Here is a 16,708-nt window from a genome sequence, read left to right as displayed (position 1 = left end):
TTCTCTTATAATGAACGGGAGGTAAAGAGGGTGTTTAAAGATAATGCTGTTAAACTTGGAATATGCCCCATAGGGTGGACAAACGATGATATACCGGAATTAGGCAAGGAAAATACGTTTGAACAGTGTGTGAGTGAAATGGCGCTCGCTGGCTTTCAAGGGACAGAAGTAGGAAACAAGTATCCTAAAGATACGAAAGACCTAAAAAAGGCTCTTGAATTGCGACAAATGGAAGTTGCCAGTGCCTGGTTTAGTTCTTTTTTAACCACCCGTCCGTATGAGGAAACCGAAATGGCATTTATCGACCATCGTGATTTCCTTCACGAAATGGGGGCTAAAGTAATTGTCGTATCGGAGCAAGGGCATAGTATCCAAAAAGAAGATGTACCTTTGTTTGAAGATAAACCTCACTTCAGTGAGCAGGAGTGGGATTTATTAGCGAAAGGCTTAGAAAGGCTTGGCGACCGTGCTCAGGATAAGGGAATGGAAATTGTATTTCATCACCATATGGGGACAGGAGTACAGACGAAGGAAGAGATTGATAAACTAATGCAAATGACCGATGAGAACAAGGTATCTCTTCTTTTTGACACTGGGCACCTTTATTTATCCGGAGAAGATCCGCTTGATGTATTAAAGCTTCACCTACCACGAATTAAGCACGTTCATTTGAAAGATGTTCGTGACCCTGTGGCAGAACAGGTCCGAAATGAAAATTTAACTTTCCTCGACGGTGTTAGAAGAGGAATGTTTACCGTGCCAGGTAACGGTGATATTGATTTTAGTTCAGTATTTGAAACATTAGCTCACCTGGATTACCGTGGATGGATGCTGGTCGAAGCTGAACAGGATCCTGCTAAAGCGAACCCTTTAGAATATGCCATCATTGCACGAAATTATATTCGTGAAAAAGCCGGTGTATAAGAAAGTTTTTATTTTACAGTTACTTACGAACTAAACTGATGTTTTAGGGGAAGGTTCTTCTCGAAATTTTTGAGAAGTGCCTTTTTATTTTACTTAGACAATTGGCTAGGGTAGCGATCCGCAGGGTCTTCTATCATTATGTATTAAATTACAAGGACAAAATGATAGCTTGGAAAACTCACTATTTTTATTGAAAAATAATCCTTATAAGTTGAAAGGACGGTACCTTATGATAGAATCAAAAGTTTGGTTTATTACAGGTTGTTCTACTGGGTTTGGTCGGGAAATTGCAAAAAGAGTAATTGCAGAAGGATATAAAGTAGTGGCTACTGCTAGAAACCCAGCCCAAATAGAAGACTTAGTTACGGATAATCAAGAAGATGTATTGGTACATAGACTAGATGTGACAGACCCAGATCAAGTTAGAGAAGCAGTTAACCAAGCTGTGGAGAAATTCGGCGGTATTGATGTATTGGTAAACAATGCAGGGATTGGTTATTTTAGTTCTGTCGAAGAAAGTATCGAAGAAGAAACAAGAAAGATGTTCGAAATCAACTTCTGGGGATTGATGGCTGTGACAAACGAGGTCTTACCTCATTTAAGAAGGCAGCAATCAGGTCACATTATTAACCTATCTTCTATTAGTGGATTATCATCCTCTCCAGCAGTCGGCTATTATAATGCAACTAAATATGCAGTTGAGGGGATTTCAGAAAGTCTCGCCACAGAAGTCGATTCTCTAGGAATTAAAGTCACTCTTATTGAGCCAGGTTCTTTTCGTACAGACTGGGCTGGTCGTTCAGCTAATCGAACACAAACCTCCATTCCAGAGTATAAAGAAACAGCTGGTAGAAGGATAAATTTGCCAAGTGGTCAAGAGGCAGGAGACCCAGCAAAACTAGCGGAAACAGTCATCACTATAGCTGAATCAGAAAAACCACCATTGCGTTTATTATTAGGTAGAGAGGCTTACGAAATAGCTCGTCAGAAATTTACTAACCTGCTAGATGAAATAGAGGATTGGAAAGAAATAACTATTGAAACGGATTTTACAGAATAAAAGACCTTTTGACAACGAAGAGTGGGCAAAGACCTATCGAACAATATTAGAATGCCAACTATGGGTCTATGCCATATTTTAATATTATAGCTGACACCGAGTTATGTGCCTTGTTTGTGGACAATAATCATTGGTGATTTTTCTTGTATAAAAGAAATGGAGATGGAAACCAAAGTCCCAGCTCGTGGAGCATATATACCGAAACATGGCCAAGGTTCCTCAGTTAATAACGAAGCATTTTCTGAAGAGTATGGAGAAAATATATTTTTCGATACCTTCTTACCACGTGGACCATAGTCTTTAAGGGTGAGAAATGGACTATGCATTTACCATGCATACACTAGAAAGCTGCTTGGGAGTTGGAACAGAGACTCAGTATTCTATTAATGAAAACTACATTTGAAAGCGGTTTAATACCCTGTGGATCAAACTCATTAGAGTCTCTCGCATATGTACTGGGTGATGACATTTATATTCGGTTTAGCCAATATAGGTACAGTTATCTGGTTTGTGATATGGTGTACGAAGATGTCAAACCAGAACATCCAAAGATAAGGGAAAACATTTAGCTGAAAAGAAAGCTCGTGTATATGTGAATAGCATAGCTACAAGAGGAGAAGGGTTCTATGGAAAAGTAATAAATCTTAATACTGGTAAACATCAGAAAACAGAAGCACACTTCCGAGATTGTGAATTGGTAAAACAACTTACAAGTGGTTTGATGGAAGATTACATTGATAGTAAAACCTAACTCATAGGCAACTCTGCACCAAAGTAAAATGACATACTTTTTGATATACAATTGTTCATTTATATTTATATCCTTTTATTTATGGTATGTGGTTTGAGCCTAATAAACGTCGCCTTTCCCAAATAAACTGGGTACTATTTTGCTTTATTTACCTAGAAGAATCCATGGGCGGCATGATGTGATAGCCCTCAAAACCCTTTCATCATAGGATTTAAGAACAATTTGACTGGTTTTTAACTACACTTACAAGTCTCTCAAGAGTTTATAAACTTTTGGGAGGCTTTTTTTTTCTTTGTAAAAATGCATGTGGTAAAGGGAGGATTTTTTGAAAAATGGTTATTCAAGACAATTAATCTCAATACTGAGTCTTCAAGTGAAGGGTAGGATTGGACAAGACTCAGCTTCCAGATAAACGGGCTCCGTTGCCTTCTTCAGAGTCAGGTGTTGGGGGAGCCACTCGTTGTTATCCTGCGTAGATGACAGCAAGCGTCCTCATACTTGCAACCTCCCTGTACATAAGAAAAGATGGCCTTTTCACTTGGGTATCTATTGAATACTTATCTATATAAAACAAGTATTTCTCTTGCTCTATCTTTAACTTTATCAATTAAATTCAATGGGGAAAGAATTTTTACTTGATTACCAAAACCTACTATAAAATTAACAGCTTCATCTTCAGTATTGAAAGTCAATTCTAATTCTGTCCAGTAATGGTCTCTAACTTTCACATCATCTGCTTGAACGAAGCGTCCAGTAAACCTAATCCGTTCAAGAGCAAAAGGAGAAACTGTCACTTTCACACGAAACTCAGGTAGACTTTGCACGAATTGCTTTTTGGAGTTCTCCCAATGGTCAAAAAGTTTAAAGTCACGAGGCCTGTTAAACTGTTCATCCATTAATTCACATTCAGTAATTCGAGTGATTTTATAGCTGCGAAATTCATCATAGCTATTCATTGATAATACATACCAAGTGCTTGATTTGGCAACTAGTCCAAGTGGTTTGATTACATATTCTCTTGTTTCCGCATTTGCTTTTTGGTAAATAATACTCACTTTTTTATTATTCATAACTGCTTCTTTCATTACTTTCATGCCAGGGTTTATTTCAATTTTATTATTCCTCCATGTCTCCATATCCACATGGACCCTTTCCCAAAGTTTTTCCGCACTTTGCTTGGTTTCTTCTGGTAAGGACAATAGTAGTTTATCCCTGATATCCTTTGAGGAAGGACCCATATTTAAATCATTAATAATCTTTTCAGCATGAGGCAAAAATAGTGTTAGCATTTCTTTTTCCTTCAACCAACTTAATTTTTGTTTCCAGTTATCGACAAGCCGCCACCCTCCTGCTTGTCCTCTTTCAGCCTAAATAGGGATACCAGCAGCACTTAATGCCCCCATATCCCTATGGATGGTCCTTTCGGAAACCTCAAGTTCTTTTGATATTTCCCGAGCAGATACGACTTCGCCATGTTGTAAAAGAAGTAAAATCTTAATTAACCTTTCAGCTCTCATCAGCTATTCTCCTTAATTTTTTTAATCATGACATTAGATGTCATATATCTAATTTAATATATAGGTACATGGAAAGAAAGGATGGGAGGAACTAAGAATTTAGACAATCACACAACTATTTTAATAATAAACTTTTGCCAGATGTAATAGAAGCATAAAGGGAATTATAAGCTTATGAAAGGATGAAGAATTGTGACCAATAACGGAAGACAAAGAAGAGTACTTTTAGATTTAGCAGTCACTTTAGATGGTTTTGTGGAAGGGGAAAATGGTGAAATAGACTGGTGTATTATGGATCCGGAGATGGAGTTCACAAATTTTTTAAATAGAATTGATACAATTTTATATGGTAGAAAAAGCTATGATTTGTGGGGGGAGTATCATCCGTCAGAAGAATCTGAGGCAGAAAAAGAATTGTGGGAACTAATCCAGAGTAAAGAAAAGTATGTGTTTTCTAGAACACAAAAAGGGCCTCATAATAAAGCAATATATATAAACGATAATATTCTTGAAGAAGTGAATGAATTAAAAAATATGCCAGGAAAAGACATCTGGCTTTATGGAGGAGCTAGTCTTATTACAACTTTTGTGAATTTGGGACTTGTTGATGAATTTAGATTATCTGTTCATCCTGTTGTTTTGGGAGAAGGAAGACCTTTATTTGTAGATATAAAGAAGAGGTTCAACTTAAAGTTGGTTAATTCAAGGACGTTTTCATCTGGAGTTGTACAACTGATTTACGATATTGATGAAAAGTAATTGAAAAGTAATTGTAGTAATGTATTTTATATCTAAATAAATTATCATTAAAGATACTTCAATAGTTCCTATATTTCCAATACGGGAAGCAAGGGGACGGTTCTAGCACTTCCGAAAAAGGGATATGAACCCCCTTGGCTTTGATTATCTTGGATTCGAGTCTTATAAAAAACGGGGGCTTTGGTTAGCTTTGGTTCTGGTGTAGTTAATAAGGGTCTCGATAGCTATCCATTTTCTGGTTGGGGGAAGTGGAGAGGAAAACCTATAATAGATAAGATGGACATATGCTATAATGAGACAAAAAAGAGGAAGGGATATTATGGGATATCCTGCAGATTTACGGGAGCAAATTTTACAACAATTGAAATCGATTTTGAATGAACAACTCGCCAATGAAAAAGCACGTGTTTTCTTATTTGGTTCTTGGGCTCGACAGGAAGAAAAACGTAGCTCGGATATCGACATCGCTATCGAATCGTACTCCCCGATCTCTCCTTCTAAATGGAATAAACTGATCGAGCAAATCGAAGAGTCTACCATTCCTTACAAGGTAGATGTGGTGGATTTACATGATGCCAAAGAAGCTCTAATCCAACAAGTGAAAAAGGAGGGGATCTTATGGAAAGATTACGTCAACGATTAGAAGCAGCAGAAAAAGCGTTGGCTTCCTTTGAAAAGCTAGCTAACCTTAAAAACCCGAACGATGTGGAACGAGATGCAGCGATTCAACGATTTGAATTCTCTTTCGAGGCTAGTTGGAAAGCGGCTAAGCAATATTTATATGACATAGAAGGGTTGGATGCCGGCTCTCCGAAGAGCGTCATTCGCAGTTGCAGGGAGGTCCACTTGTTAGAGGATAAAGAGGCCGTACTGGCTTTGGAAATGGTAAATGATCGTAATTTGACCGTCCATACCTATAATGAAGAAGTGGCCATTAAAATCCACAAAAATTTGCCCCGGTATAATAACCTTCTCCATCAATGGGTTGAACGTATGAATGGTAAAGTGATGGAATAGCCATTAAAAGATAAAGCCCCAGACGTTAGCAACTATTCCTGGTTTGTGAACTCAATACTTTAAAAATGCATTAGCCCCAACGACTAAAGGTCCATATCTTTTAGTCTGAAATCTAGTTGCTTAGTGACTGGATTATGACTGGATACTGTTCATAAAGTATTAAAACTTATTGTGGTTTATAAATTCACTTTGCGATGGAAACCTTGGTATAACAAGGTTCTAGAGGTCCTGTTATTGTCTTTTTAAGTAGGCGAGTGAATGGGCGGCATGATGTAATAACGCTCAAACCACTTATGTAATAGGTTTTTTCCGCATTACAAATAAGTTTTGACTGGATTTTTCTATAAAAAGTTTGAAACACAAAAAAGTCTCTGGAAACTCTTCAAGTAATGTATAAATAGTTAGTAATTAAAGGACTACTTCCTAAATAAAGGAGATAGTCCTTTTTTGCTTTTAAAATTTGCATTTCAGGTTTTTTAGAAGACCGTAAATTCTAGCCAACAGAAAAAAATAGCAAATAGTATTTAGATCTAAAGTCCCCATAGCCGAATGGTTTATACATTCAAGAAAACTAGGTGTGGAAAGGCACTAATGCACACCTCTTTTTCTGATAGTTCTTTTATTAGTTTTTGTTCAAAGTAAAGAATCTATAACTTTTGACAATACGACAGCCCTTGATGATGTGGTATTGTACCTGTATGGAGACGAATATTTTACGACGAATTTTCTTTGATGAACATCAACATTGGGAAGCCTTTAAGAACAAATGTGGAGCTAAGATCCGGCCAGTCGTGCAAAAGAAAGTGGAGAAGTTTCGAGATTGTGGAAATTTTAAAAAGGGTTTTAAGCTTTTAGTATAGGAATAGACACACTAAACATACTGTAATACGAATTGAGGTGACAGAGTGGAGCGTACAGAGGACTTGATTGAATTATGTTTATTAATGGGGAAGATCATGCAACAAAATGGAGCGGAAACCTATCGTGTGGAAGATACGATGACGCGGATTGCCCAATCTTTCGGACGGGATGAATCCCAAAGTTATGTAACACCTACTGGGATTATGTTTACGATTAGCCCTGGTGCCCATGCAAAATTAGTAAGAGTTTCGGCACGAGAGACAAATCTCGAGAAAGTGAACCTTGCGAATAATGTCTCCAGAAAGATCGCAAGTGGGGAAATGTCTACTCACGTAGCGTATAAAGAGCTCAGAAAGATTGAAACCAGTCCTACAGACTATTCCATGCTCATGCAAATCATCTCTGCCACGTTAGCGAGTGGTTTCTTTACTATCATGTTTCAGGGGAGCTGGTACGATTTCCTGCCAGCCTGCTTAGCAGGAGGACTGGGGTTTATTGCATTGATTAACTTTATTCGATTATTTGAAATTAAATTCGTTGCTGAATTCGTTGCTTCGTTGTTGATCGGTTTTACAGCCTTCTCCCTTTTTTCATTCGGTATTGGGAAAGAAGTTGATAAGATCGTTGTCGGTTCAATCATGCCGTTGGTCCCTGGTCTGCTCATCACCAACGCTGTAAGAGATTTGATGGCAGGTCATCTTATCTCAGGACTCGCCAAGGGGGCGGAGGCTTTTTTAACAGCTTTTGCAATTGGGGCAGGTATTGCTGTTATGTTTGCACTATTTTAGAGATCGTGAGGAATGACTATGTGGATTGAATATGCCATAGCAAGCTTTTTTGCATCAGCTGCCTTTGGAATCATCTATCAGGCGCCAAGAAATACGCTCGTCAAATGTGGTCTCGTCGGCATGGTTGGTTGGATGATTTACGCATTCTTAGTATGGAAAGAAGTCGACAGTGTCCCGGCTACACTCATCGCCTCCTTTGTTATTGCCCTGGTCAGCCAGACGCTGGCAAGGAGATTCAAAACGCCTATGATTATATTTAGCGTACCAGGGATTATTCCTCTCGTACCAGGAAGTCTCGCTTATGACGCGATGCGGAACTTTGTACAAAATGACTACAGTGCCGCTATCTCTATTGCAGCGAAAGCTTTTATGATATCCGGTGCCATTGCATTTGGGCTCGTGTTCTCAGAAGTGCTTAACCAGATTATAAAAAAGGTGAAACAGACAAAAGCGCAAGTGAGGTAATGGGTGATTCTCACTTGCGATTTTGTTTGTCTTTATAATCCACTGGATTAATCCTTGTTTTGGCATTTAGCTATAAAGTCATTTGCCGTGATATAAAGGGTTGTATGGCCTTGTGTAAGGACTTCTACTGTCATGGAAGTGGCTAAATGCGTTTTCCCTACACCAGTTGGGCCTAGGAGGATAATATTCTCACCATGATGTATGTATCGCCCGGTTAGAACTTCTTTAATACGCTTCTTATCTATACTTGGTTGAAAAGCAAAGCAAAATCAAACTCGGCCTACAAATCAAACAGTACTCCTCTCAAAGTAGTGTTAGATTGCTTCCAGAGACATGAAAAAATTATTTAGGTGATGTTAGGGAGACTGGATTATGACTGGATACAGTTCATAAAGTATTTAAAGCTATTGTATTTTATAAATTAACATTGCGATGGAAACCATAGTATAATTAGGTTTTGTAGGTCTTATTATTTTCCTATTAAATAGCTGAGTGAACGGGCGGCATGATGTAATTACATCATCCCCTATTCTATAAAAAGATGACGAGCATTTGCTCGTCATCTTTTTTTGTAATTCTTTTCTTCTAAAACAATACATAGTTTTAGTCCCTTTTTCGGATTTTTCAACCTCTATTAAAGGGGAATTAAACAAATTAGACGAATGCATAGAGTAATAGAGTGGAGGATGCTTAACGTTAACAAAAAGTTTGCATAGGTTTGATTTTATTTAATTGTTATACACAAGCAGCTTGGACCAAAAGAGGTGGGTAACAGTCTGAAAAAAATATTGGAGGAGGGATGAGTGGATGGATAAAATGATCAGCGAGGCGATTTCCGTATCTACGGACCCAAAACGAATAGATGCAATAATCAAACAAGCGAAGAAAAATAAAGTAGCGATTGATAAGGATCAAAAGCTCTACTTTGATGAAAGTAAAAACGAACAAACGAAACAAGAATATTATGCGTCTGTTGATTTTTCAGATCCTGCCAACAACACGGTGATAGAAAGGATTAAGGAATTAATCCAGTCGACTCATAACAACTTTTTGCGCTACGACCCGAGTTCATACGTTTATCCTTGGGTAGACCTGCGGCCAGATGGTAAGTTGCAGAGCATCTATTCAGGAGAAGTAAGAGAGCCGGAGGACATCATACAGGAAGATTATGCTACTTCCAAAAAGCGTGAACAAAAAATAAGAGCAAACAAAGATGGGGAGAATCTGCTGAAGGTGATGGCAGAGGCAGTGACCACCTTTAAATACAATTGTGAACATGCCGTTCCTCAATCCTGGTATAACGCACAAGAGCCCATGCGGGGGGATCTGCATCAATTATTTACGTGCGAGCCTCTCTGTAATTCAATCAGAAGTAATTTTCCTTATCATGATTTTCATGATTATCCAGTTGAACAAGAGGCGGGGGTTCTTCGAATAGAAGACCAATGCGGGAAAGCAGAGGACGAATTATTTGAACCGGAATATGCTAAAGGCACGGTGGCGCGTGCGATGCTTTATTTCTTGTTGAGATATCCGGATGATTTGGAAATGAATCATAGAGAAAAAATAGATGTGGATCTTATGCTTGAGTGGCATAGGAATGAACCGCCTGAAGTTTATGAGCTTCACCGGAATCAGGCGATTTTTGAGCTTCAGGGAAATCGGAATCCGTTTATTGATTATCCGGTTGAGATGGCTGGTTTATTCAGTATTAAACAATGATAAAAAAATGCCTGACCCTTACTTCGCTAAAGTGTTAGCGCAGTGGAGGTAGGCATTTTTTTATCATTTCTTATGCTGATTTATTTGTGGTTTTCTCGTCGTTCTTTTGAAGCGCTGCTCGATCAGCCCGCAATGCTTTAAATAGCGAGTAGACCATCAGTAGCATGATAAACGAGAAAGGGAAGGCGGCAGCAATCAAAGCATTCTGTAAGGCAGTCAGTCCGCCGGTGTATAAAAGAACAGCGGCAATGGTCGACTGAGCAACCCCCCATATGAATTTCACGGTTTTCGGTGGGTTAAGGGAGCCATTAGTTGTCTGCATCCCAAGAACAAAGGTGGCTGAATCCGCAGACGTGATGAAAAATGTCCCAATTAACATCATGGCTATAATGGACAAGAATACGCTCATCGGAAACTGCTCAAAGACTACGAACAATACCTGCTCGTCTGGAAGGCTGGCAATATCAGCACCATTTTGCTGGGTTTGAATACCTGTTGCCCCAAAGGCTGTCATCCAAAGAAAGCTGACTACCGAAGGAACTAATAGAACACCGGATAAGAATTCTCGGATGGAACGTCCTTTGGACACACGGGCGATAAAAATCCCTACAAAAGGTGACCAGGCGATCCACCATGCCCAGAAGAATACGGTCCAATCCATCACCCATTGACGCTCTTCATCACTGTTAGGATTCAGGCGTAAACTCTCTGTAGCAAGGGTTTGAATATAGGAACCAAGTGTATCTGTGAAGGTATTGGCAATATAAACCGTCGGGCCAATAACCAGCATCGTTATAAATAGAATAGCGGCAAGTCCCATATTGGCGTTACTTAAATATTTAATGCCTTTACTAAGACCTGTATAGGCAGACAGCATAAACAAGCCAGTAACCACAACGATAATCACGAGCTGAACCCAGAATTGTTTTTCGATATCTAATAAGTAAGTGAGCCCTCCATTAATTTGAGCAGCACCGAAACCCAGCGTAGTAGCGACACCAACAATGGTCGCAAATACGGCAATTACATCGATGGCTTTTCCCCACGGGCCTTTCATTTTATCCCCAAAGACAGGTTCTAAAGTAGCACTGATCAATCCAGGTTTTCCATGCCGGAATTTAAAATAGGCCAGGATTAATGCGACAATCGCATAAATGGCCCATGCATGAACCCCGTAGTGGAAAAAGGTAATCCGCATAGAGTCGCGGATGGCTTCCGTTGTTCCGGGTTCTGCAAGAGGGGGAGTTTTTATAAAGTGGGAAACAGGGGAAGCGGCACCGTAGAATACAAGACCTATTCCCATGCCGGCGCTGAATAACATGGCAAACCATGTAGAATAGCTGTAATCAGGTTTATCGTTTGGTTTTCCAAGTTTAATTTTTCCGTAAGGGCTGAAAATTAAGTATAAACATACGATGACGAATAAAGATACGATCAGTAAGTAGTACCACCCAAAGTGAATGGAAATGTAGTTCTTTACATTCGCTGAAATTGTTTCGAAGTTCGCAGGAGCAAGGGATCCCCACGCTGATGCAAACAACGTAATAGCCAGCGTAATCCAAAATACAGATGTCAGCTTTTTCATTTTCCTCTCCTTCCAGAATTCTACCTATTTATATAGGTAAGATTCGATGATATGTATCATCTATACCCCTGGAAAATGAATGTAAACAATATCGATCCGAGCAGCCCCAAGCAAAAGTTATCACAATGCTAATGAAGTTTTTTCCTGTATAGTTAAAGCATAATCCAGGAAAAGTGTACCAAGGCTTAAATATAACCGAGGGGGAAATAGAATGCGAAGGATTATCTTATCTACCGAAAGCGGTGCTGACTTACCGGGTGATTTAGCAGAAAAGTACGAGGTTCAAGTTGTCCCCATGCACATCATTATGGATGGGAAAGATTATATGGACGGTTCTTTACCGGTCCAGGACATTTATGATTATCACAGACGTACAAAGAAAATACCTTCTACGACCTCCACGAATGCTCATGAATACCAAGAGTTTTTTACAGCTATAAGAGATAAATATCCCAATTGCATCATTATCCATATTGGTTATACCTCAAAAGCTTCTTCTTCTTTTCAACATGCTGTCATTGCTGCGGAGGATTTTGAAAACATTTTTCTCATTGATGCCTTGAATGTTACTGGAGGGTTGGCTGCGGTCGTATTGTATGCCGCAGAGTTACTAGAAAAAGAACCCGGGATTGAACCGGAACGTTTAGTAGAAAAAATAAAGGCAATCGTTCCTAAATCAAGGCTGGCTTTCATCCCTGGTGATCTGGAATTTCTTAAAGCGGGGGGACGGGTAAGCAATATGGCTTCTCTGATAGGATCTCTGTTGAAAATAAAGCCATGCATAGAGTTGAAGGATGGAAAACTTATATCTACAAAGAAGTACCGTGGGAAAATGAGTAGAGCTACAGAAAAACTCTTCTTGGATTACTTAAACGAATTCAACATCCATAGACAGCAGCTTTATTTAATCTACTCCATCGGACTTGATGAAAGGATCAAGGAGCGGATGGAGGAAGTTGCGAAAGAGAACGGATTTCAAAATATAAGATGGATCCAAGCGGGTGGGATGATTTCAACTCATTCTGGACCTGGCGGTTTCGGAGTAGCAGGGTTAGAGTATTAGTGGAATTGGAGAGTGTGGGGAGAGGATTGTCCTATAACTTTCATCATTGATTCTGTTGTTGAACTAAATAGCTTATAAGAGAATTCAAAAGGTGCTTCCCTATGATGAGAAGCACCTTTTTTATGCAGAATATTTCTTGACTGATAACGTCCCTTAAAACCATCTTAAGTTAAAAAGTTATAGTGGACGATCGTCAAACTCATAATGAACAGGACCAGGAGCTACTCGTGCATTTTCAAGCGCAGGTGTATCTGGCCTTGCGATTCGATAGACGGCTGCTCCTACGATTTCTGTCGTCTCTTTTAATTTCTCTTTACTGATTTTATCTAACGTATCTTCAGGGGAGTGGTACCACGGCTCAAGAGGCGCATGGATAAACAGTGCGGCAGGAATTCCTTCCAGATAAAACGGCACATGGTCGCTGCGGCCAAGCTGTCCGTATTCGACCACTTCTGCTACTCTTGCACCTGCAGACGCTCCTAAATCTGTAACTAGATTTTTCTGTCCATCCGGTGTGAACATAATCAGGTCCCCGGAGTCGCGGCTACCGATCATATCCATTTGGAAATGAGCGGAGATTCGATCGATTTCATTATCGCTTAGTGTACTGACGTAGTGGTAGGAGCCGACTAGACCTTTTTCTTCCGCTCCAAAGGTCATAAAACGTAACTCCGTGTCCGTAGGAGTTTTCGCCATGATTTCAGCTAATTCCAGCACACCAGACACACCAGAAGCATCATCATTGGCTCCTGGCCCGCCTGCTACGGAGTCGTGGTGGGCACCAACCGTGACAATTTGTCCTGTATCTTTATTTTTATGTGGTTTCATGGTTGCGATTACGTTATAGGATGTTTGGTCGATGGTTCCTGCATCTTGGACCGATACCTCTGCCGTGACTGCTTCTGACTGAAGTTGATTCACGAGGGACAGGCCAGCTTCGTGGTCAATCGCAACAGCCGGGATGTCCTGGCCTTGATATGTATAACCGAAATTGTTGTCTTCTGTCCCTTCCTGGTTAAACATAATGACGCCCACAGCACCTTTATCGATCACGTTTTGGACCTTTTCAAAAAAGCTGATTTCTCCTCTTTCGATCAAAGCGATTTTGCCAGAAACGGTATCCGGAACTTCCTCAGCGGAAGCCAGACCTACGTACTCCAGTGGAGCCTCGACAGCGCCGTTTACAGACCCATTAAAGGTATGAACATCATCAGCAAAGTCCGAGCCATTGACGGAAATGGAGGAAGTTCCTCCGTCCCACGCTTGGAAGGTGAAAGGCTGCAATTCTGTTTCATAACCGTAGCTTTCAAATTCGCTTTTAATGTACTGAACGGCATCATATTCGCCTTGGGTTCCTGCTTCCCGGGGTTGTTTAGACAGCAAGTCTACCCGTTCGTAGAGTCGCTCGGCATTAATTTTTTTAATCACCTTATTATCAAAAGCGTGATCGGCTTGTTCATTTGGAGCAGGTGGGTCAGCAAAAGTTACAGCGGGTGCAGAGCCTAAAACTAATCCAGCGGCTAACATCAGGGGGATGGCTTTTTTAGACAAATCAAATTCCTCCTCTTAAATTGTAATAGAACCTTACAATTGGTAGTTTATCAGAATTGTAATTATTTGGTTATTGTGGAGAGTGGAGGGATAGTCGGCATAGCTGTCCTTTCTTACCTATGAAAAAACGAAGAAAATTGAGGGAGTTTGTCGAATATATAGTCCGTCGTAAGGAAATGGAGGATTCATATAGAGTGGTGTTTAACAGAAGATGTTACTTAGGATTCATTTTTTTATCATCGTATATTTGTAGATGAATATTGCTCCAACCTTTAAACGCTTAACCGATTAAGGAGTGGTATTAGAAACCTTTCTTTAACCCCTCTGTTCTAAGTGAATCCCTAAAATGTATAATTAATGAAGTTCTTAAACCCTCTCCTGTTTAAGAGGGTGAGAAATTAACGGAACTTTTAATAGATTAAAAACAAAGTGTAATGTTGCATTTGCCTGGGAAAAGAAAGACAAAAGGAAGTAAATGACTTTATTTTTTGGAAAAAGATAATGCAAAGGAGGGAAACATATATGGCGGAGCAACTCTCAGAGAATCAGGAAACCGTTAAGAAAATCAAAGAATTAATTAAAGATGAGAAGGTAGCGATGCTGACTACAATTTCCCCGGAAGGTAGATTGATGTCCCGACCGATGCAGACGCAGGAAGTTGAAATGGATAAGGAAGAGATTTGGTTCATCACAGAAAAAGATACCGAGAAGTATAGGGATATTAAACGTAATCCTGCGGTTAACTTGGCTTATGCTGGAAAATCCTATGTATCAATCAGCGGCAAAGCTGAGTTCGTCTCAGATGAAGAGAAGAAGAAAAAGTACTGGAATAAGATCATTGAAAAAGTATTGAACACTTCCGCTGATCACCCCGATGTTGTACTTGTGAAAGTGACTCCGGAAATCGCCGAGTTTTGGGAATCAGGTCTTAGTGTGAAAACCGTCAAAGAATTTGTAAAGAAGATGGCCAGCAGTAATTCCATGGAAGAAGGCAATGATTTGAAAGACACTGTCCACTTTAACGAGGGGACGGAATAATACTGGTCGATGAAAAATTAGGGGATAATTTTAAGAAGGATGGAGCCTGTTGTGGGTTCCATCCTTCTTTTTTTCAAATCTACTTTGTGGGAGTGAATAATTTGAGAAGCCCCCCCTTTTGGATACGATAACCAAAAGGGGTTTTACATTGCTGAAATAGGAGGGGATTTAACGAGAAATCAAATGAAAAGGTTTGAAAACAAAACAGCGGAGATCAGGTATTAAGCCGTGCCATTGCTCGACGGTTGCATGAAGAAGGTGCCACAGTGATTACCGCCCAGCGTGGTGAGGATAAGGAATTCGACTGGATCGCGGCAGATTTCTCTGATCCGCACACACCGGAACGGCTCGTGGAAGAAGTTATTTCCCGAACAGGGCAGCTTGATGTGCTGGTCAACAACGCGGGAATGATGATGGAAGCGGGTATGAGGAGATGAGCCTTGAGGATTGGCAGCGTAACCTCACCGTGAATCTCATGGCCCCGTTTCTGTTGATTCGTGCGGTTCTTCCTTACCTCCGAGAGACAAAAGGAAGTATTGTTAATACTGGTTCAACGGAAGGATTGGCTGCGAACCCAAAACATGCGGCTTATTGTGTGTCCAAAGCCGGGCTTCATGGTTTAACCCGCTCAGTGGCTGTGGATCATGGGCATGAAGGGATTCGCTGCAATGCGGTGGCCCCTGGCTGGATCGACACCGACCTGAACCTTGACCTCATTGAAAGTTCACCTGATGCAGAGTCTTTCCGGCGTGACCTTGGCCGTATTCACCCTGTAGGGCGGACAGGTTCCCCTGAGGAGGTGGCAGCGCTTGTGGCTTTTATTGCAGCAGATGGGGCTGGTTTTATTACAGGACAGGTCTATACAGTAGATGGTGGCCGAAGGACCTAATTGAGTTTACCTTAAACAATTCTATCGCTTAATATAGAGAAGAAAAACAATCATTGATAGCGATGAATAAGTAAGGAAGTAATTTTCCATAAAAAGGAAGGGTCGTCTTTAGAGATGCCCCTTCCTTTTTAATAGTTTTGTGCTTCTTCTTTCATGGTTTTGCTTAGGAAAAAAACTTCATTAATAAAGTGAAAAGTAAAGGAAATGTGCGAGGTTCATCCATAAATGAATCTGGCTACCCTAAGGAAGCACATTACTGATTTGAATTAGAAAGGAAATAGAAAAGGCTGGACAGGGAGATGATCTCCCTGTTTTTTTATATCCACAGTAGGAGGTGGTTGTTTTTGGGGGGGCGATTAGGAAGTGATGGGTAGGCTAATAACCTGAGCACGAAATTGGAACTCAAACAAGCTTATAAATCCCTTCTTTTATGGAAAGGAATAGAGCGAAGGTCAGATAAAGAACATGGAGGAGGGTGTTATGGTCACTATAGCTTTCTTATTCATACTTGTTTCATCAACTCTTTTATCCATTCTATTGGATATGCATTTATATGATCTCTCATTTTTCCAAACCCTTCACTTCTCCTTAACTTTGGATGCTGGAACAAGGAAAACGATTGTGTTTACCGCATTGATTACGGGCCTACTTGCTTCCTTTATACTTGACTATCGAATGAGTAAAGAAGAATCAGAGAAAAAAGAAGCTAGGTGAACCC

15 protein-coding genes and 3 pseudogenes are annotated in these 16,708 nt (G+C 40.1%); 13 read left to right on the top strand and 5 right to left on the bottom strand.

What is annotated here, in order from left to right; translation table 11 throughout:
• The first annotated feature begins 30 nt into the window (after positions 1 to 30).
• Positions 31 to 924, top strand: a complete 894-nt coding sequence (gene iolE, locus GLV98_RS18395) for a myo-inosose-2 dehydratase (RefSeq protein WP_160917497.1) — start codon at positions 31 to 33, stop codon at positions 922 to 924.
• A gap of 229 nt (positions 925 to 1,153) precedes the next feature.
• Positions 1,154 to 1,984 (top strand): oxidoreductase, encoded by an 831-nt coding sequence (locus GLV98_RS18390; protein ID WP_160917496.1) that lies wholly within the window; start codon positions 1,154 to 1,156, stop codon positions 1,982 to 1,984.
• Positions 1,985 to 3,292: 1,308 nt separating this feature from the next.
• Here the strand turns inward: GLV98_RS18390 and GLV98_RS18385 are convergent.
• Positions 3,293 to 4,024 carry a helix-turn-helix transcriptional regulator gene (locus tag GLV98_RS18385; RefSeq protein ID WP_160917495.1) on the bottom strand — a complete coding sequence of 244 codons (732 nt, stop codon included), beginning with the start codon at positions 4,022 to 4,024 and terminating at the stop codon, positions 3,293 to 3,295.
• A gap of 78 nt (positions 4,025 to 4,102) precedes the next feature.
• Complete coding sequence (locus GLV98_RS18380) at positions 4,103 to 4,252, bottom strand: helix-turn-helix transcriptional regulator (RefSeq protein ID WP_160917494.1); 150 nt, start codon at positions 4,250 to 4,252, stop codon at positions 4,103 to 4,105.
• A 192-nt stretch (positions 4,253 to 4,444) separates the two neighbouring features.
• Here GLV98_RS18380 and GLV98_RS18375 point away from each other — a divergent pair, with 192 nt between their 5' ends.
• From GLV98_RS18375 to GLV98_RS18355, 6 genes and pseudogenes are all read left to right on the top strand, one after another.
• A complete protein-coding gene (locus GLV98_RS18375; protein ID WP_160917493.1) occupies positions 4,445 to 5,011 on the top strand; it encodes a dihydrofolate reductase family protein in 567 nt (188 codons plus the stop codon).
• Between the two features lie 319 nt (positions 5,012 to 5,330).
• Positions 5,331 to 5,654: a nucleotidyltransferase family protein gene (locus GLV98_RS18370; RefSeq protein ID WP_160917492.1), complete on the top strand. Its 324-nt coding sequence runs from the start codon at positions 5,331 to 5,333 to the stop codon at positions 5,652 to 5,654.
• The gene (locus GLV98_RS18365) at positions 5,630 to 6,028 is read left to right on the top strand and encodes an HI0074 family nucleotidyltransferase substrate-binding subunit (RefSeq protein ID WP_160917491.1); all 399 of its coding nucleotides are present in this window, start codon (positions 5,630 to 5,632) and stop codon (positions 6,026 to 6,028) included. Before GLV98_RS18370 ends, GLV98_RS18365 begins: the two co-directional genes overlap by 25 nt.
• A gap of 698 nt (positions 6,029 to 6,726) precedes the next feature.
• Positions 6,727 to 6,885, top strand: a pseudogene (locus tag GLV98_RS20410) (IS91 family transposase); the annotation flags it as partial.
• Positions 6,886 to 6,933: 48 nt separating this feature from the next.
• Positions 6,934 to 7,677 (top strand): threonine/serine exporter family protein, encoded by a 744-nt coding sequence (locus GLV98_RS18360; RefSeq protein ID WP_208639673.1) that lies wholly within the window; start codon positions 6,934 to 6,936, stop codon positions 7,675 to 7,677.
• A gap of 18 nt (positions 7,678 to 7,695) precedes the next feature.
• Positions 7,696 to 8,142, top strand: a complete 447-nt coding sequence (locus GLV98_RS18355; RefSeq protein ID WP_115825025.1) for a threonine/serine exporter family protein — start codon at positions 7,696 to 7,698, stop codon at positions 8,140 to 8,142.
• 47 nt (positions 8,143 to 8,189) lie between these two features.
• On the opposite strand, the pseudogene GLV98_RS18350 reads toward GLV98_RS18355, so the two are convergent.
• A pseudogene (locus tag GLV98_RS18350) lies at positions 8,190 to 8,396 on the bottom strand (ATP-binding protein); the annotation flags it as partial.
• A gap of 553 nt (positions 8,397 to 8,949) precedes the next feature.
• On the opposite strand from GLV98_RS18350, the gene GLV98_RS18345 reads away from it, so the two are divergent.
• Complete coding sequence (locus tag GLV98_RS18345) at positions 8,950 to 9,864, top strand: endonuclease I family protein (protein WP_160917490.1); 915 nt, start codon at positions 8,950 to 8,952, stop codon at positions 9,862 to 9,864.
• Between the two features lie 70 nt (positions 9,865 to 9,934).
• Here GLV98_RS18345 and GLV98_RS18340 read toward each other — a convergent pair whose 3' ends face one another.
• Positions 9,935 to 11,449, bottom strand: a complete 1,515-nt coding sequence (locus tag GLV98_RS18340) for a glycine betaine uptake BCCT transporter (RefSeq protein ID WP_160917489.1) — start codon at positions 11,447 to 11,449, stop codon at positions 9,935 to 9,937.
• Between the two features lie 211 nt (positions 11,450 to 11,660).
• On the opposite strand from GLV98_RS18340, the gene GLV98_RS18335 reads away from it, so the two are divergent.
• Positions 11,661 to 12,512, top strand: coding sequence for a DegV family protein (locus tag GLV98_RS18335; RefSeq protein WP_160917488.1), 852 nt, complete (start codon positions 11,661 to 11,663; stop codon positions 12,510 to 12,512).
• Positions 12,513 to 12,689: 177 nt separating this feature from the next.
• On the opposite strand, the gene GLV98_RS18330 is transcribed toward GLV98_RS18335, so the two are convergent.
• On the bottom strand, positions 12,690 to 14,063 hold the full coding sequence (locus GLV98_RS18330; RefSeq protein WP_160917487.1) for a M28 family metallopeptidase: 1,374 nt from the start codon (positions 14,061 to 14,063) through the stop codon (positions 12,690 to 12,692).
• Positions 14,064 to 14,585: 522 nt separating this feature from the next.
• Here GLV98_RS18330 and GLV98_RS18325 point away from each other — a divergent pair.
• From GLV98_RS18325 to GLV98_RS18315, 3 genes and pseudogenes are all read left to right on the top strand, one after another.
• Positions 14,586 to 15,101 (top strand): pyridoxamine 5'-phosphate oxidase family protein, encoded by a 516-nt coding sequence (locus GLV98_RS18325; RefSeq protein ID WP_160917486.1) that lies wholly within the window; start codon positions 14,586 to 14,588, stop codon positions 15,099 to 15,101.
• Positions 15,102 to 15,367: 266 nt separating this feature from the next.
• Positions 15,368 to 15,990 (top strand): annotated as a pseudogene (locus GLV98_RS18320) (SDR family NAD(P)-dependent oxidoreductase).
• A gap of 480 nt (positions 15,991 to 16,470) precedes the next feature.
• Entirely contained in the window at positions 16,471 to 16,704 is a 234-nt protein-coding gene (locus GLV98_RS18315) for a hypothetical protein (protein WP_160917485.1), read from the top strand.
• Positions 16,705 to 16,708 lie beyond the last annotated feature (4 nt).

Origin of the sequence: Halobacillus litoralis (genome assembly GCF_009856415.1) — a bacterium.
GTDB lineage: Bacteria > Bacillota > Bacilli > Bacillales > Halobacillaceae > Halobacillus > Halobacillus litoralis_C.
The sequence above is the reverse complement of the archived record's forward strand: the minus strand, read 5'-3'. Positions and strand labels throughout refer to the sequence as shown.

What these genes read in the sequence shown, in the direction of transcription:
- GLV98_RS18370 (WP_160917492.1), top strand. Translation starts at nt 5,331, where the DNA reads ATGGGATATCCTGCAGATTTACGGGAGCAAATTTTACAACAATTGAAA.
- GLV98_RS18385 (WP_160917495.1), bottom strand. Translation starts at nt 4,024, where the DNA reads ATGCTAACACTATTTTTGCCTCATGCTGAAAAGATTATTAATGATTTA.
- GLV98_RS18380 (WP_160917494.1), bottom strand. Translation starts at nt 4,252, where the DNA reads ATGAGAGCTGAAAGGTTAATTAAGATTTTACTTCTTTTACAACATGGC.
- GLV98_RS18355 (WP_115825025.1), top strand. Translation starts at nt 7,696, where the DNA reads ATGTGGATTGAATATGCCATAGCAAGCTTTTTTGCATCAGCTGCCTTT.
- GLV98_RS18340 (WP_160917489.1), bottom strand. Translation starts at nt 11,449, where the DNA reads ATGAAAAAGCTGACATCTGTATTTTGGATTACGCTGGCTATTACGTTG.
- GLV98_RS18325 (WP_160917486.1), top strand. Translation starts at nt 14,586, where the DNA reads ATGGCGGAGCAACTCTCAGAGAATCAGGAAACCGTTAAGAAAATCAAA.
- GLV98_RS18345 (WP_160917490.1), top strand. Translation starts at nt 8,950, where the DNA reads ATGGATAAAATGATCAGCGAGGCGATTTCCGTATCTACGGACCCAAAA.
- GLV98_RS18315 (WP_160917485.1), top strand. Translation starts at nt 16,471, where the DNA reads ATGGTCACTATAGCTTTCTTATTCATACTTGTTTCATCAACTCTTTTA.
- GLV98_RS18365 (WP_160917491.1), top strand. Translation starts at nt 5,630, where the DNA reads ATGGAAAGATTACGTCAACGATTAGAAGCAGCAGAAAAAGCGTTGGCT.
- GLV98_RS18335 (WP_160917488.1), top strand. Translation starts at nt 11,661, where the DNA reads ATGCGAAGGATTATCTTATCTACCGAAAGCGGTGCTGACTTACCGGGT.
- GLV98_RS18390 (WP_160917496.1), top strand. Translation starts at nt 1,154, where the DNA reads ATGATAGAATCAAAAGTTTGGTTTATTACAGGTTGTTCTACTGGGTTT.